Below are 14,838 nucleotides of genomic sequence, written 5' to 3'. Positions count from 1 at the left end.
AATGAATAAACACACTTCCACCCATAGAGATCAAATTGCGCAAAGTTTTTATGAGTGTATACAAATTGCGTTGGGCGTACTATTAGCTAGTATTGGATTAAAGGCTTTTCTTTTACCTAATGGTTTTCTGGATGGTGGTGTTACTGGTATCGCAATCTTATTGAACAGCTTATTTGATATTAATATATCCATTGTATTGCTACTGCTTAGTATTCCGTTTCTGATTTTAGCGTATTTCACCATTTCTAAATATATGGTTTTTAAATCTTTAATCAGTATCATTAGTTTTGCAGTTTTTATTCAGTTTGAAAATTTTGAAGTAGTCACGAGTGATAAACTATTGACTTCAATTTTTGGAGGCCTCTTTTTAGGTTTAGGAATAGGAATAACAATAAAAAATGAAGCCGTTCTGGATGGATCCGAAATTTTAGGGATTTATCTTAATAGACATTTTGGTTTAGGTATAGGAAAAGTGACCTTATTTTTTAATTCTATACTCTTTATTATTACGGCGATCATTGTTTCAAAAGAAACTGCTATGTATTCTATTTTGGCATTTTTAGTTACTGCTAAAATAACAGACCTCACTATTGAGGGATTCGAAAATTTCATTGGAGTGATGATCGTCTCTAAAAAATATGATCAGGTCAAAGAAGCTATTACAACTAGGTTAGGATCAGGTTTGACTGTGTTTAACGCAGTTCATGGATATGGCAAGCAAGGAAAGACTCAAAATTTTGAAGTAATCCATACCATTATAAACCGAATCGAGATTGGGAAGATTAATAAGATTATCGATCAGATTGACCCTAACGCTTTTGTTATTGAATATGATGTAAATCACATTAAAGGAGGTGTTTTAAGAAGATACCTTTCTAAAAATAAGTAAGTTATGTCTTATAATTCTAAAACGTAAAAACTATGAAAAAATCTTATATTTTACTATGCTGTATGGTCACTTTGTTATGTAAAACCGTATCTGCAAAGAGTGCAGTTACCTCTGATCCTGTGATCGAAATCGTAGCATCCTATATAAAGTATATGAACTCGTTGGAAAAGGATAATACCGCTGAAAAAGTTTTAAATCTCTATAGTGAACAGTACTTGGGAAATACAACGTATGTTAAGCTGTCAGGTGCTATTGTAAAGAAAAGTTACACTAAAGGTGATATTAAAATTCAATTAAATGATATCTTAGAAGATAGTAATTATAGTCTGAAATTAGAGATGAATAAAGTTCTGTATAATGTACAGAAGGAAACCGCAGGAACCCTTTCTGTATTACTGGACTTCGAATCTTTAATAGACGATAAAATCGCAGAAAAAGGAACAATTCTTATGAATATTGTTGCTTCTTTACAAAAAGGGCAGTGGAAAATCATTCAGAATAACATGGTCCGGGTTTCTGAACGTAAGGATATTGGAGATTGCGTGTGTCATGTTTTTGAAAAAGGAAATACTCAGTTTGTAACAGAGCTATATTATCCTGCAGGGGTAAAATATGATCATAAGTTTGAAGCCTTTCGGATTACATCCAATGACAAAAACAGGATCATTAAATCTGGTGGAAATACTTTTATTTGGGAAAGCAAAAGTAATGAACTGTTTTTGAATGAAGAAAAATTAGGTGCTGCAAGAAATCCGGAGGAGGTAGTGCAATTAATTATAAAGAGATTGAATCTCGAAACCTGCGATAACATCATTTTTAGATAAGGTCACATTTCCTTAAAAGCCCTCACCGATTTTTTATTTCCGAAATTGTTATTTCAATTTATTTGTAACAAAAGATGACCAATATTTAGTCGAGTATCAGCTGTATTTTTATATAATTTGAAATTAAATAATCATGAAACTATCACCATATAAAACACTTCTTGAGGATATCCAGACAGCAAAAAATCAGGGATTTACCGTAGATTTTTTATTCAAAGATGATATGATCTATAATCGGGAATCAGGTAAAGGATACAGCAAACACGACTGTTTATTAGTATCGTATTCCAGACATGAAGGGTTAAGTGACCCTAGTGACGCTTCCATTTTATTTTTGATTGCTTGCAATGATGGCCTCAAAGGGTGTTTAAGTAGTAATTATGGAATACATGCAGATATGGAGCTAATGCAGTTTGCTTTATCACTCGAAAGCTACAGCGAACAGAATAAGTCCAAAAACGCTAGATAATTTTTTATAGTCACGTATTCAATATATATTTGAACTAAAGATGGTTTTAGTTTGTTATTGGTAGCGTCCATCAGGAAAAATTTCTACTCGTAGCTAGTTTTCTATCAGACTCGTTCAAAAACTTTTTTACTATGATTATAAAGAAAATAGAGGGCAGCGATCACATGAGATGATTCTTTAGAAAATGCAACTCCTTGCAGCCAAAACTATCCTTTTATCTAAGTTTGGTAGTGCAATAAAACCTGAAGAGATACTTCAACATCTTTTACAAAATCTTTGTAGTTTAGTGGTATAACTATAACATATCTTTTTCCTGTAAACAAACGTACAGTGATTAATAGCTAGTTATTATCTAATGGAAGATGAAAAACAAGCGTTTTATCTTACAATAAACACATTTAAGATTGAAAACACAGTAGAATTCATAGGAATAAAATGTCTAAGCTAAAAAGAAAACGAGAACACCTAAACTTAACACAAGAAGAGTTAGCGACTAAGTCAGGACTGTCAATTAGAACGATACAGCGAATTGAATCGGGTGTGGAGCCCAAAGGACACACCTTGAAAGCTCTGGCAAAAGCACTTGACAGTGAAGTGAATGAGCTACTTAGTACTCGCGAGCTACCAGACACTACAAATTATACTTGGATAAAAGTCATCAATTTATCTTCAGTAGTGGTTACGTTTTTGCCCCCGGCCAACATTGTACTTCCGTTAGTAATCATGTTTCTCGTAAAGCAGTTTAATCCTCTAACCAGACAAATTGTTTCGTTACAAATCGTATATACGATAGTTGCTATTATCACTTTTATGCTAAGTATTTTTTTAAAAAAATGGATTGGTGCCGGTAATGAATTTACAATACTTGTTATGATTTTGTTAGTGTTAATTAATGTATTTATTATACTTAGAAATACAGCGGCAATTGATAAGCAAAAAAAGCTTAGAATTCACTTAAGTTTTAATGTTATCTAGGGCTGTCACAATGTTGTCGTGGTATTGGCGGGTTAAATTTTGATATCAAAAAGTATCAATTTCTCATCTTTGATAAAAAATAATAAGATGATGAAACAATTTTTAATGCTCGTATTTTCCACAGTTTTCTTGACAAGTGCGCAGGCGCAAATTTCAAAAACCTCTGACCTATTTATTGAGCTCAAGACACAGGATAGTATATTCTTTGAGCGAGGCTTTAATCAATGTGATTTGAATTATCTTAAAACACATATTGCAGATGATCTCAAATTTTATCATGATAAAGGAGGTTATCAGGATGCGCAATTGTTTATGCAAAATACTAGAGATAATATCTGTGTGACGTCCGGCAAAAAACCAATCCGAAAATTGAAAGATGGGAGCTTAATGGTTTATCCGCTATATGACAATGGAGAACTGTATGGCGCTATTCAATCAGGAGTACATTATTTTTATATCAGAGAAAGCGGTAAAGAAGATTTACGGACGGGAATTGCAAAATTCACTTCGGTTTGGGTGTTAGAAGATAAACTATGGAAATTAAGTGCTGTTTTAAGTTATGATCACGCCGGTCTCGCACAGGATGGCGAAAAATAATTTATGTCAAAACGATATAAATATAATGATGTACTTGTACTTATAAAAGGTGTTGTCCAAAAGTTAAGTTCATTACAATAAAAGTTGCTGGTTCATTCTCTAAAAAGGCTTCAAGTTTTCAGATTTAGCTAAGCTATCACATCCTATTGGATAGATATTAATTTTAGAGATAGACTGTGCTATGAAAATAGGTATCAAAACTTCTGCTATCACATCAAACCAGTTCTTCGTAATATTAGAGCTGTTAAGATCGATATAGTATCCTTGCATCTCAACAGGCCCCGGATACATTTTATCAATAATGTATAAAAGAATTAAAGTATTTCAGAAAAAACCATCGAAAGCGAATCAAGAGAATTCATTTAAGATTTTTAGTATACGCATTCAAACTCACAGAAATTATTTGTACCATATTTACAGAAAACCATCCAGAACAAGACTCTTTTGCCAAAAACTTACTAAGTAGATAGAGCTTGCGCAAACATATTCACAAAATAATCTCAATATTTTGTTTAACATTTAACACAAATCATTAAACAAAATAATTACTTTTGCTTCACTTAAGAACTATAACATTATAAATGTGCTTTGAGCAGATAAGCAATTACGTGATTTTTCAAATAAATCTATATGACATCAATAGGAAATAAAAGAAAGACAGCAATCGTAAGAAGAGAACACTTTAATGCTGCTCACAGACTTCATAATGCACACTGGAGTGATGAAAAGAATCAGAGGATATTCGGAAAGTGCAATAATCCAAACTATCACGGTCATAATTATGAGCTAGAGGTAAAAATTATTGGATACTGCGATACAGAAACCGGTTATGTAATCGATACTAAAATAATATCAGATATCATCAAAAAGTATATACTGAACAGGTTTGATCATAAAAATTTAAATCTCGATGTGCCTGAGTTTGCTAATTTGAATCCAACTGCCGAAAATATAGCAATGGTGATATACAATATTCTGGTTGAACAGATAGATTCGGAGTTGGAAATAAAAATAATATTATATGAAACACCAAGAAACTATGTTGAATACCCTCTATAAAGAGAATAATCTTAGCAGTTTTACAGAAGAAGAAATAGGCGATGATCATATTTTTACTGGGATTGAAACTCCTATGAGTTCTGATGCCTTCTTACTATCTGATGAAGAAAAAAAGGAACAGATTGCCGAGTTGTTCAGACAAATTATGAGTGTGATGGGATTAGACTTAAGCGATGATTCTTTGCGAGGGACACCTAATCGTGTGGCAAAAATGTATATCGATGAAATTTTTTCAGGTTTAAATCCAAAGAATAAACCTAAAATAGCACTGTTTGAGAATAAGTATCAATATAATCAGATGCTGGTAGAAAAAAATATTACTTTTTATTCTAACTGTGAGCATCACTTTGTGCCAATCATTGGTAAAGCCCATATTGCTTATATTTCTTCGGGTAAAGTAATTGGTCTATCCAAACTCAACCGAATTGTACAATACTATGCAAAACGACCACAAGTTCAGGAGCGCTTAACGAACCAGATTGCGATGGACTTAAAACAAATCCTTTCGACCGAAGATATCGCAGTAATTATAGATGCAAAACATCTGTGTGTATCGTCTAGAGGAATAAAAGATGACACCTCGTCCACCGTAACCTCTTATTATGGAGGAGCTTTTAATACAACAAGTAAGATTGCAGAGCTGCAAAACTATTTAAATACTTAAAAGAAGCATCTCATATAGCGCTTGCTTGTTATAATGTCTGTATAGTAGTTTATTAAAATTTTAAAAGAATCATAATGAAACTTAGTAATAAAGCTAAAATACCTCTTCTTTTTTCTGCTAAAAAGGATAAAACTTATGAGAAAACCTCGATTTATGACATCTCAATACATAATTTGCAAAACGAACCTATTGATTTATCCGAATATAAAGGGAAAAAAATATTGTTTGTAAACGTAGCCTCCAAATGTGGGTTTACTAAGCAATACAAAGATTTGCAAAAGTTGCAGGATTCCTATGATAAGAAATTGGTCGTCATAGGTGTACCCTGCAATCAATTTGGAAATCAGGAGCCAGGCAATGCAGAGACGATAGAAAATTTCTGTAGTATTAATTTTGGTGTCACCTTTACTATTACAGAAAAAATAAAGGTGAAAGGATCAGAGCAGCACCCTCTATACAGGTGGCTCACACAAAAGAGTCATAACGGTATCAAAAGTTCAACGGTCAAATGGAATTTTCAGAAATATCTGGTAGATGAAAATGGTACGTTAATAGACTATTATTTTTCTACGACGAATCCAACCAGTTCGAAGATCATGAAACACTTACAATAACCTTTACTTTAATAACGAAACGCCATGTTTAATTTATTTAAGAAGAAATCAGAAAAGGAAATATTACAAAAGAAGTACGAGAAATTAATGAGCGAGTGGCATCAACTTTCAAGTACAAACAGATCAGAGAGTGATAAAAAGTACGCTGAAGCCGAAGCAATTCTTAAAAAGTTAGAAGCTTTGGCTTAAGAGTAAATTTTGAAATACATACTATTTTTTTATATTTCAAGTAATAAGTGGTCTAGCTTATGATAATACATTAAGTCGAATTGCAAAATAAAATAATGAATTTAAACAAGAGAAGGAGGAAAACACATAGAAGACAATAGTTTATATGTAACAATAGTAGCTGTTTACGAATGGAAGTAGTACAGATGTTCTTTATTTAAATTATCAGAAAAGAGAAATGTATAAATTATTTTAAATACATAAAGATCTTAGTCGTTAGGAATCAAAAGCACTCTTATTGCTTTTTACCCACCTGTATCTGTGGTGAATCTAAAAATAATTCCCGACTAAATAGGTCTGAATTATAGCCCATATTTCATTGAATTGAATTGAAATGAGATGCACATGATCACTAGAATTTTTCAATAAACAGTAAGTAAACTCCTTATTAAAAGTAATTACAATCCTGATAGAAACTTTTTTTTGTAGCTTAAATTTATAGTTATAAATAACTTTTGCTTTGAAAAATTGTATCATTCTAGATAACGATAAGAATACGATGGAGATTATTGCATCTGTAATCCATGAGTTTCCTGAAATTAATTTGGAAAGTACCAGTAGTAATAAAAACAACGCAATAGATTTAATTCTTGAGACACATCCTGATATTGTCTTTGTAAATATTGATGACTTTTTTGACAATCTTTTCGAATTTTTATTTGAGGTTAATCAGTACTGTAAGAAACAGCCCAGTTTTATAGCATTATCGACAGTAAAGGAAAATGCTTACAAAGCATTTAAGTTTGATTTTTTAGATTTTTTATTGAAGCCACTTACTACACTAGACGTAAAAAAAAGTATTCTTAAGTATAATAAGAAGTTCCCTTCTAAGGGTTATAAGATTATATGCCTTAAATCGTATAAGGACTATAATTATTTAAACACGGAAGATATTTTATTTTTAAAAGCAGATAATAATGCAACAGACTTTTATATGTCCAATGGTACTACCATTAGTGCCTTTAAAACATTAAAAATTTTTGAAAAAACACTTCCAGAATACTTTGTAAGGATTCATAAAAGTTACATAATTAACAGTAAATATATATCTAGAATACATTATGGTAAAGGGCTATGTATTATTAAAAATCATTCTTTCAAAATTCCTTTTACTAAAACTTTTTTAGATAATGTAGATTCTATTAATCAAAGTCTTACCGAGAAGTCCTTAATAACACTAAATTGAATTTCCCTATTAAACAGCACAATTTTCCTAATAGAAATTATCAAATCACAACATTTGTGACATAGTTATTGTGGTTTTCACCTTGTCAAAGTACATTCGTAACGAAGCTTCATTAAAAGATTTGTCGACTGATTATCAATGCCTTATTTGGGGGATGTCAGTGATGATTTTACACGAATTATTATCTAATCTTAAAACATTATCATTATGAGTTTTTATAAAATGCTTACTGCAATTGTTTTTGTTTCAACAATTATTTCATGTTCTTCTACTGATTTAGAAGAAGAGTTAGAAACATCTGAAGAGTACTATCAACAAACAGGAGATGATCAAGAAGCGGACGATGGAAGTAAAGACTAAAACCTGAGGTTTAAAATATAAGGTCGTATAGTTTGAATTGTATACGACCTTATATTTTATAACAATTTGTTAGGTTCATAAAAATGATATAGAGACTCAATTTTTAAAAATGTTAGCTGCTTCAAAGGGTACAATAACAATACTTTTTTACCTTAAAGTCAGCCTATACTTTTCTTTTATTGTGAGCCATTCAGCATTTCCTAAAACTTTTCTATTGACAGTTCTTGTTTATAAGACCAATCCTTATCAATTTCAATAAACTTCAGATCTATAGAAGTGTATATAAAAAAATCTATTAACTTTAATGCTAATACAGTTAGTTAGTATTTGAAATAACACTTAAATGATTTGTATTCCATTGATTCATCCAACTTTTTGACTCATAAAAAAGCCGCTACTTGTTTTTTAAAATTACAAATATAATATTTACCATAGCTTTTCTTTTGTTTTTTGGGTGTTCTACAAAAAATGAAAAATTGGATAGGCAAATGTCAAGTCAGGATAGTTTACAGAAATGGCAATTGATGTTGGATAGCCCATCAACTAAAATTTCAGAGAAACGACGATTACTTTTTAAACTTCAAAAACTAATTAATGAAAAAGGCTCTGATAGCTTAAAAAATAAGGTGCTAAGTAAGGTAGCGTATCATTATTTGAAACTCGAAGACTCTATAGAGTTTAAAAGAACCAATAAGAATGCGCTTATCTATGCAATAAAAGTTGAAGATTCTTTTGCTATTGGTGACTTGCACTGGAATTACGCAAGTTATTATAATAAGCAGCAGATTTATGATAGTGCATACTATCATTTCAAAACGTCGTATCGATTTTTTGAATCCTTAGATGATCAATATCACTCTGCAAAAATGTTATATGCTATGTCTTTTATAAGGGCAAGATATAGAGATTACACGGGGAGTGAAATTCTAAACATTAGGGCTATCGAAAAATATAAAGATATAGAAGATTATGAATCTCTTTACACTGCTTATAACCACTTAGCATTGATTTACGAAGAATTAAAAGAATTTGATAAGGCACTGTTGTATCATAAAATGGGATTGAACTACCTAAAAAAGTCAGACGATAAAAAAAATAAATATGTTGGTAGCTTAAATAATTTAGGCCTAATTTATCATAAAATGGGTCAATATAAAATAGCAATTGATTTTTTTGACGAGGCATTAAGATTAAAAAACATTAAACAATTTAATTTAAATTTATACGCTAAACTGATTGATAATCGTGCATATAGTAGGTTGAAAAACCTGGATACCACAGACGTCAGAACAGACTTTTATTTAGCCCTAAGTATTAGAGATAGCCTTAAGAATAAGTCGGGGATGGTAATCAATAATCTACATCTGGCAGAATATTATTTAAATATTAATGATTTGTTTCACGCATTAAAATTTTCAAGAAAAGCCAATATAATTGCCAAAGAGATTAAGAATAATAGAGATTACTTAGCATCCTTAAAGCTTTTAGCTTCTATTGATGCAAAAAACTCGCAAAATTATCTTAATAGGTACATAAGTTATAATGATAGTCTTATAAGTAATGAGCGTAAAGTTCAGAATAAGTTCACTCGAATAGCATATGAAACGGAAGAATATATCGAAAAGACAAAACGTTTATCACAACAGAAAATAGTTATTCTTATCATAAGTATCAGTGGTTTTTTCATATTGTTGTTGCTCTACACATTGAAAACACAAAAGTCAAAAAATATTGAACTTTATTTAGAAACTGAACAACAAAAGGCAAACGAGCAGATTTACATTTTGACATTAAAACAGCAATCAAAGTTAGAAGAGGAAAAAATAATTGAACGCAACAGGATATCTGAAGAATTACACGATGGAATATTAAGTAAATTATTTGGTACACGTCTAGGGTTGGGGTTTTTGGATATAACTGGAGATAAAGAAGTATTATTGCAACATCAGAATTTTTTGGACGAATTGCAGGAAATAGAAAAAGAGATAAGGGAAGTATCTCATAAACTAAGTACTAATTTTAGTTTTTCTGAAATAAATTTTACAACAATACTTAATCAATTTTTAAAAAATAAAAGTAAAATTGGGGGCTTTGAGTATTTAGTGGATAATGATGAGAATATTGAATGGCAAGAAATTAATGAAATAACCAAAGTCAACCTTTACAGAATACTCCAGGAAGCACTGCAAAATATTGTAAAGTATGCACATGCTACCTTAGTGATTTTACGAATATGCAGAAAAGATAAGATGCTTTTAGTCGAAATAATCGATAACGGAAAAGGCTTTAATACAGTTAAATATAAAAATGGCATAGGGATAAAAAATATGAAATCCAGGTCCAAAAAAATGAATGGTTCATTCAAAATTGCATCAAAAGTTGGTGAAGGAACTTCAATCACACTCTTAATACCTATTAATAATTATGAAAAACACGCTTCTTACAGTTTTAATAATTGATGATCATCCTTTGATTTCGGAAGCCTATAAACGTGCTTTTGAAGTTATCAGTTCAGAGAGCTCGGATATTTCGTTTTCTATAAGCGTAGCTAATAATTGTGAAGCAGCGGATGCAAAAATTAAAGAAATTGCAACTAATAATAAAAAGCTAGACATTGTATTTTTAGATATTAAATTACCACCATCACAAGATGGTAGGATATTATCTGGAGAAGATATAGGGATAAAAATAAATAAACTTCTACCTGAAACAAAAGTTATAGTCTCAACTACCTTTAACGATAATTATAGGATTCATAGTATTTTTAGAAATTTAAACCCAGATGGATTTTTGATAAAAAATGATATCACTCCGATAGAATTAGTAACTACGATCAAGAATATAATTTCGGACCCCCCTTATTATAGTAAGACGGTTGTAAAATTATTGCGGAAAGAAGTTTCAAATGAGTTTCTATTGGATAATATAGATAGAAAACTTTTGTATGAGTTATCTATAGGGGCTAAAATGAAAGACCTTCCGAAAATCTTGCCATTATCAATCGCTGGTATTGAAAAGCGTAAACGTCATCTAAAACAAATATTTAATGTTAAGAGCGTTGATGATAAGGAGTTATTATTAAAAGCGCGTGAAATGGGGTTCATTTAACAGAGACTCTATCCATAATTATTTTACTTAAAAACCATGTCCTCTATGATCGCAGAAACTATTAGAAAAAATAACTTCAATGATCCTCACCTCGTATATGTAAGGTTCAAAGCCCTATTTTGCAACGCTGATTGACTCCTGTGATTGTTGAATAGTTAAATTTTGTTGGTTGTTATTCATTATAATAGAGTTTGACTTTATCTCTTGTATTCATCATTATTCTTATTCTCTTTGATTTGCAATTAATTTAACCGTAATTATTCATGGAGGAATCCATCCATATCAATAAGAATTAAAGCAGCTACTTAATTTACATAGTGTTTAATAATTAAAATTTTAAAAGATGAGTAGAAGAGATTTAGATTTATTCCTGAGGAAGAAAGTTAATGCACTTCTCAATACAGACAAAATTTATGGTGGGAATGCTCCAAAATTTGATGAGGATATTAAAATATAAACTAGAGATGGTAGTAAAGTGAAAGTAATAGAAGCTTAGCAGTTAGTTTTTGTCAAATCTAGAACTCTCTTAGTGCAAAGCAAGAGAGTTTTTTTATGCAGTGTTTGGAAATATGTAGGCGGTACAAGTCTGTTATAGGATATTAAAATTACCTACCCTCTAACAGATAGTGCGGTTAAAATACAATATGTTCAAAACTACTTTTCTCCAAACACGGAGTTTCTTTGATAGCAGATCCTGTCAGAAAAAATTAACAACGATACGACCCAACTTTCCCAACAAGCTCGAATCCTTATTTAGGCAATTGATTTACTTTAATTTTTTAGTAAAAAAATTAAAGTTTGTGTAAGGTTTGTAGTTAGAAATAAGGGTAATCCTTATTTTTTGTATGGATCATCATTCTTCTTCTTTTTGATTTGTGATTAATTTAGCTTCAACAAAATCATAACGATGGAAACATTAACAAATCCAATTACAGATCTTTATAATCAAACGTCGAGGTTAACAGTGCCTAAGGTTTTTCCTCAGGTCTTTCCGGATGATATCTTAGCATTGCGATCAGCGGTTGGTGAAATGTTTCAAAATGTAGATATTTTAAGTGCGGGCTATAGAGTGTGGGTAGACGGAGAGAAGAGAGATAGTTATAAGCAAAAGATTATTAATACACCTGTGATAAATAATGATTTTGAAACGTGGACGAAAGAAATATTTGGAGACAAAAAATTCGGAATCATATTAAATGGAGGTCAAGAGTACAGTGATAAGGCTAAAAGAAAAATTATGTCTTACGTGGAACCTCTTTTAAAAGAAAGAATACCTTTTGGAGGGATGAACTGTTCCATTTTTCTAGGTAATTATGGTTTTACTCCTATAGGGATTCACAACGACCATAAAGGCTCCTTTGTATTGCATTTTCATTTAGGTCCTGGAAAGAAGACTATGTATATGTGGGAACAGGAGAATTACAGAAGAAATTTTCAGGAACGAGAAAATCAAACTGACAATATAGAAGACTTAATTCCTTTTGCTGATTATTCATATGAATTTGGTGAAGGTGATGTCTTCTTTATGCCTTGGCATTATTATCATATCGGTAAATCAGATGAATTCTCAATAGGCATAACACTTTGGTTTAATTATACGACCGTAGATGGTGTTTTAAATGGAGTATGGGAAAATACCTATACTACAATGTTTCAAAATGAATTAGACAATGATGAACTGGTACCGGGAATCAGAAGTATAGAGGATAATAGCGCTATTGAAGAAATACTGAGTCAAATAAATGAGGAGGTTGCTGAAAAGCCTTTAGAAGATGTTATTGTCAGACATATTGATGATTATGCATATGCTCTGAAAAGTAATTCTTGGTTCGATGGAATTATTGGAAAAAAGAATATTAAAAATGAGGATTCAGAGCTTACAAGCACTGACACTATCAAATTGAATAAATCAGAGATTGTTTATTATATTAAAGAAGGAGAATTTCATTTCTTTCATCAAGGAAATAAAGTGACATTATTACATCATGCAGATCTGGAAGGAATTATAGAAACTGTAAATGACCAACAAACCCATAATGTTCAACGACTGGTAGAAGGAAAATTCAACGATTGGCCCGATGAGATTGGAGTGCGAATATTGGAGATTTTTCTAGAAAATAATTTTATTATAAAAAATTGATTTTGGTATGGATGCACAGGTAGACATAAGAGAGATTCCGTTTAAAAATGATTGGTGGACGTCCTTTGTAAGTGAAACTAATCATTTTAAGGGACATACTGTAAAGAAGGATGTATTTGATTTATATCAAATTGCAGAATTAAAAGAACTAGTTGCTGATACTATCAGAATAATAACTAAAGATTCACTAAGGATCGATAATACAGGTGCTCGTATTTGGTTGGATGGAAAATATGATGAAAATGCAAATAAATTTTTTCAAGATCATCCAATTGAAGATAATCAAAGTGTAGAAAATTGGGCCGAGCAAACATTTCAAGATGGTAAAAAATTCGGAATGTTTATCAATTTTGTAACTAGGCACAATGAAAACTTAGCAAATAAAGTAAATGAGCTTATTGATCCATACTTGTCCCAGTTTGGAATACCGTTAGAGGGAATAAGTGCGACATTAATATTAGGTAATTATGGGTGGACTCCTTTAGGAATTCATAATGATAAAAGGGGTGAATATATTGTACATCTTCACCTTGGGCCAGGAGAGAAAGACATGTATATATGGGAAGAAGAGAACGCTAAAAAGAAAGGTTTTATACATCGTAGAAAAGTAGAGAATAAGGATGATTACATGAATGATTATGATGCCAAATATACTTTTGGTACTGGCGATATCTTTTCAATGCCTGGTAGATGTGTTCATATAGGAAATACGAAAGATTTTTCAATTGGATTGGTGCTGGAGTTCAATGGATATACTTCAAAATCTTTTTCAAAGAAAATGTGGTTTGATATTGGAAAAACTTTGATGGATAAAAACTTTGAAGGTGATAAAGCGCTCGTTTTACCGGCGTATGAAGAAGATGACCATGAAAAATACATTAACTATTTGATGGAACATTTGAAATATACAACAACTGATACTAAAGCCGATATTCAAAAACATTTAGTCAAATGCTTTACTGATTACAAATTAGGATTATTAAGCAATGGAGGCTATGTAAGAGCTCCCTATATTGACAAAGTTCAAGTCAAGAAAGATTATTTAGTGCAAAAAGATAAGCCTGTAATAAAACTTGTAGAGTCTTATAACCTTCAATATTATAAAAACAAAAACAAGTTAGTTGTTTTTGTAAGAAAAAATAGATTTTCTGTTGACTATCGACATGAGTATGTGGATTTGCTGGAAAAGTTAAACAACAAAGAGTTGGTAACAGTAGGAGACGAGTATAAAACAGTAGAGTTTTCAAAATTTATCGAACTACTATTTGTGAATAAAGGAATATGTTTTGAAGATCAAAAATAATTGCTATGAATAAGTAGCATTGAGAATAAAGTTATGAGATGATAGTGGTGGATTGACATCCAAAAGTCTAATAATTCAGAAATATCATTTAAGCTAATAGTATTTGATAGATACGTCGGAGGTTTTAAACTATAGAAATTCATAAAAAGGAGTCCATTAATTTAAATGAGAATGATCTCGCAAATAAAAAAATCAAGACGGACTAGAAAGAGTAAAGTAGCTATTTTATATATATAATGTTTAACAATTAAAATTTAAAAAGATGAGTAAAAAAGATTTAGATTTATTCTTGGGGAAAAAAGTTGACACGCCTCTGAATACAGACAAGATTTACGGTGGAAATGCTTCAAAATTTGATGAGGATATTAAAATCACTATCAAAGAAGGTTCTAAAGTAACTGTAATAGAAGCTTAATAATTAA

The 14,838-nt window shown here is 30.9% G+C and carries 16 protein-coding genes; all 16 read left to right on the top strand.

Annotation, left to right across the window (positions count from 1 at the left end):
- Position 1 precedes the first annotated feature (1 nt).
- A complete protein-coding gene (locus ACJRPK_RS15330) occupies positions 2-889 on the top strand; it encodes a YitT family protein (protein ID WP_407141252.1) in 888 nt (295 codons plus the stop codon).
- A 32-nt stretch (positions 890-921) separates the two neighbouring features.
- Positions 922-1,713 (top strand): hypothetical protein, encoded by a 792-nt coding sequence (locus tag ACJRPK_RS15325; RefSeq protein WP_407141251.1) that lies wholly within the window; start codon positions 922-924, stop codon positions 1,711-1,713.
- A gap of 133 nt (positions 1,714-1,846) precedes the next feature.
- Positions 1,847-2,182 (top strand): hypothetical protein, encoded by a 336-nt coding sequence (locus ACJRPK_RS15320; protein ID WP_407141249.1) that lies wholly within the window; start codon positions 1,847-1,849, stop codon positions 2,180-2,182.
- Between the two features lie 435 nt (positions 2,183-2,617).
- The gene (locus tag ACJRPK_RS15315) at positions 2,618-3,157 is read left to right on the top strand and encodes a helix-turn-helix domain-containing protein (RefSeq protein ID WP_407141248.1); all 540 of its coding nucleotides are present in this window, start codon (positions 2,618-2,620) and stop codon (positions 3,155-3,157) included.
- An 87-nt stretch (positions 3,158-3,244) separates the two neighbouring features.
- Positions 3,245-3,754, top strand: coding sequence for a nuclear transport factor 2 family protein (locus tag ACJRPK_RS15310; RefSeq protein ID WP_407141246.1), 510 nt, complete (start codon positions 3,245-3,247; stop codon positions 3,752-3,754).
- Positions 3,755-4,384: 630 nt separating this feature from the next.
- Positions 4,385-4,813 carry a 6-pyruvoyl trahydropterin synthase family protein gene (locus ACJRPK_RS15305; RefSeq protein ID WP_407141244.1) on the top strand — a complete coding sequence of 143 codons (429 nt, stop codon included), beginning with the start codon at positions 4,385-4,387 and terminating at the stop codon, positions 4,811-4,813.
- A complete protein-coding gene (folE, locus tag ACJRPK_RS15300) occupies positions 4,776-5,477 on the top strand; it encodes a GTP cyclohydrolase I FolE (RefSeq protein WP_407141242.1) in 702 nt (233 codons plus the stop codon). The genes ACJRPK_RS15305 and folE overlap by 38 nt, the downstream gene beginning before the upstream one ends.
- Positions 5,478-5,551: 74 nt before the next feature.
- Positions 5,552-6,091: a glutathione peroxidase gene (locus tag ACJRPK_RS15295; RefSeq protein ID WP_407141241.1), complete on the top strand. Its 540-nt coding sequence runs from the start codon at positions 5,552-5,554 to the stop codon at positions 6,089-6,091.
- A gap of 24 nt (positions 6,092-6,115) precedes the next feature.
- Positions 6,116-6,280, top strand: a complete 165-nt coding sequence (locus tag ACJRPK_RS15290) for a Lacal_2735 family protein (RefSeq protein ID WP_407141240.1) — start codon at positions 6,116-6,118, stop codon at positions 6,278-6,280.
- A 499-nt stretch (positions 6,281-6,779) separates the two neighbouring features.
- Positions 6,780-7,505, top strand: a complete 726-nt coding sequence (locus ACJRPK_RS15285; protein WP_407141238.1) for a LytR/AlgR family response regulator transcription factor — start codon at positions 6,780-6,782, stop codon at positions 7,503-7,505.
- A 207-nt stretch (positions 7,506-7,712) separates the two neighbouring features.
- Positions 7,713-7,865 carry a hypothetical protein gene (locus tag ACJRPK_RS15280; protein ID WP_407141236.1) on the top strand — a complete coding sequence of 51 codons (153 nt, stop codon included), beginning with the start codon at positions 7,713-7,715 and terminating at the stop codon, positions 7,863-7,865.
- Positions 7,866-8,353: 488 nt separating this feature from the next.
- Positions 8,354-10,324 carry a sensor histidine kinase gene (locus ACJRPK_RS15275; protein ID WP_407141235.1) on the top strand — a complete coding sequence of 657 codons (1,971 nt, stop codon included), beginning with the start codon at positions 8,354-8,356 and terminating at the stop codon, positions 10,322-10,324.
- Positions 10,290-10,973: a response regulator gene (locus tag ACJRPK_RS15270; RefSeq protein ID WP_407141233.1), complete on the top strand. Its 684-nt coding sequence runs from the start codon at positions 10,290-10,292 to the stop codon at positions 10,971-10,973. Before ACJRPK_RS15275 ends, ACJRPK_RS15270 begins: the two co-directional genes overlap by 35 nt.
- Positions 10,974-11,880: 907 nt before the next feature.
- Positions 11,881-13,113 (top strand): hypothetical protein, encoded by a 1,233-nt coding sequence (locus ACJRPK_RS15265; RefSeq protein ID WP_407141232.1) that lies wholly within the window; start codon positions 11,881-11,883, stop codon positions 13,111-13,113.
- Between the two features lie 7 nt (positions 13,114-13,120).
- Positions 13,121-14,416, top strand: a complete 1,296-nt coding sequence (locus tag ACJRPK_RS15260; protein WP_407141230.1) for a hypothetical protein — start codon at positions 13,121-13,123, stop codon at positions 14,414-14,416.
- Between the two features lie 262 nt (positions 14,417-14,678).
- Complete coding sequence (locus tag ACJRPK_RS15255; protein WP_407141228.1) at positions 14,679-14,831, top strand: hypothetical protein; 153 nt, start codon at positions 14,679-14,681, stop codon at positions 14,829-14,831.
- Positions 14,832-14,838 lie beyond the last annotated feature (7 nt).

It is taken from the genome of Aquimarina sp. 2-A2 (assembly GCF_045505135.1).
Taxonomy (GTDB): Bacteria; Bacteroidota; Bacteroidia; order Flavobacteriales; family Flavobacteriaceae; genus Aquimarina; species Aquimarina intermedia.
This window is presented reverse-complemented; position numbering and strand designations above follow the sequence as displayed.

Bases quoted from the DNA above. Each gene is read 5' to 3' on its own strand.
- ACJRPK_RS15330 (WP_407141252.1), top strand. From the start codon at position 2: ATGAATAAACACACTTCCACCCATAGAGATCAAATTGCGCAAAGTTTT.
- ACJRPK_RS15325 (WP_407141251.1), top strand. From the start codon at position 922: ATGAAAAAATCTTATATTTTACTATGCTGTATGGTCACTTTGTTATGT.
- ACJRPK_RS15320 (WP_407141249.1), top strand. From the start codon at position 1,847: ATGAAACTATCACCATATAAAACACTTCTTGAGGATATCCAGACAGCA.
- ACJRPK_RS15315 (WP_407141248.1), top strand. From the start codon at position 2,618: ATGTCTAAGCTAAAAAGAAAACGAGAACACCTAAACTTAACACAAGAA.
- ACJRPK_RS15310 (WP_407141246.1), top strand. From the start codon at position 3,245: ATGATGAAACAATTTTTAATGCTCGTATTTTCCACAGTTTTCTTGACA.
- ACJRPK_RS15305 (WP_407141244.1), top strand. From the start codon at position 4,385: ATGACATCAATAGGAAATAAAAGAAAGACAGCAATCGTAAGAAGAGAA.
- folE (WP_407141242.1), top strand. From the start codon at position 4,776: ATGAAACACCAAGAAACTATGTTGAATACCCTCTATAAAGAGAATAAT.
- ACJRPK_RS15295 (WP_407141241.1), top strand. From the start codon at position 5,552: ATGAAACTTAGTAATAAAGCTAAAATACCTCTTCTTTTTTCTGCTAAA.
- ACJRPK_RS15290 (WP_407141240.1), top strand. From the start codon at position 6,116: ATGTTTAATTTATTTAAGAAGAAATCAGAAAAGGAAATATTACAAAAG.
- ACJRPK_RS15280 (WP_407141236.1), top strand. From the start codon at position 7,713: ATGAGTTTTTATAAAATGCTTACTGCAATTGTTTTTGTTTCAACAATT.
- ACJRPK_RS15275 (WP_407141235.1), top strand. From the start codon at position 8,354: ATGTCAAGTCAGGATAGTTTACAGAAATGGCAATTGATGTTGGATAGC.
- ACJRPK_RS15270 (WP_407141233.1), top strand. From the start codon at position 10,290: ATGAAAAACACGCTTCTTACAGTTTTAATAATTGATGATCATCCTTTG.
- ACJRPK_RS15265 (WP_407141232.1), top strand. From the start codon at position 11,881: ATGGAAACATTAACAAATCCAATTACAGATCTTTATAATCAAACGTCG.
- ACJRPK_RS15260 (WP_407141230.1), top strand. From the start codon at position 13,121: ATGGATGCACAGGTAGACATAAGAGAGATTCCGTTTAAAAATGATTGG.
- ACJRPK_RS15255 (WP_407141228.1), top strand. From the start codon at position 14,679: ATGAGTAAAAAAGATTTAGATTTATTCTTGGGGAAAAAAGTTGACACG.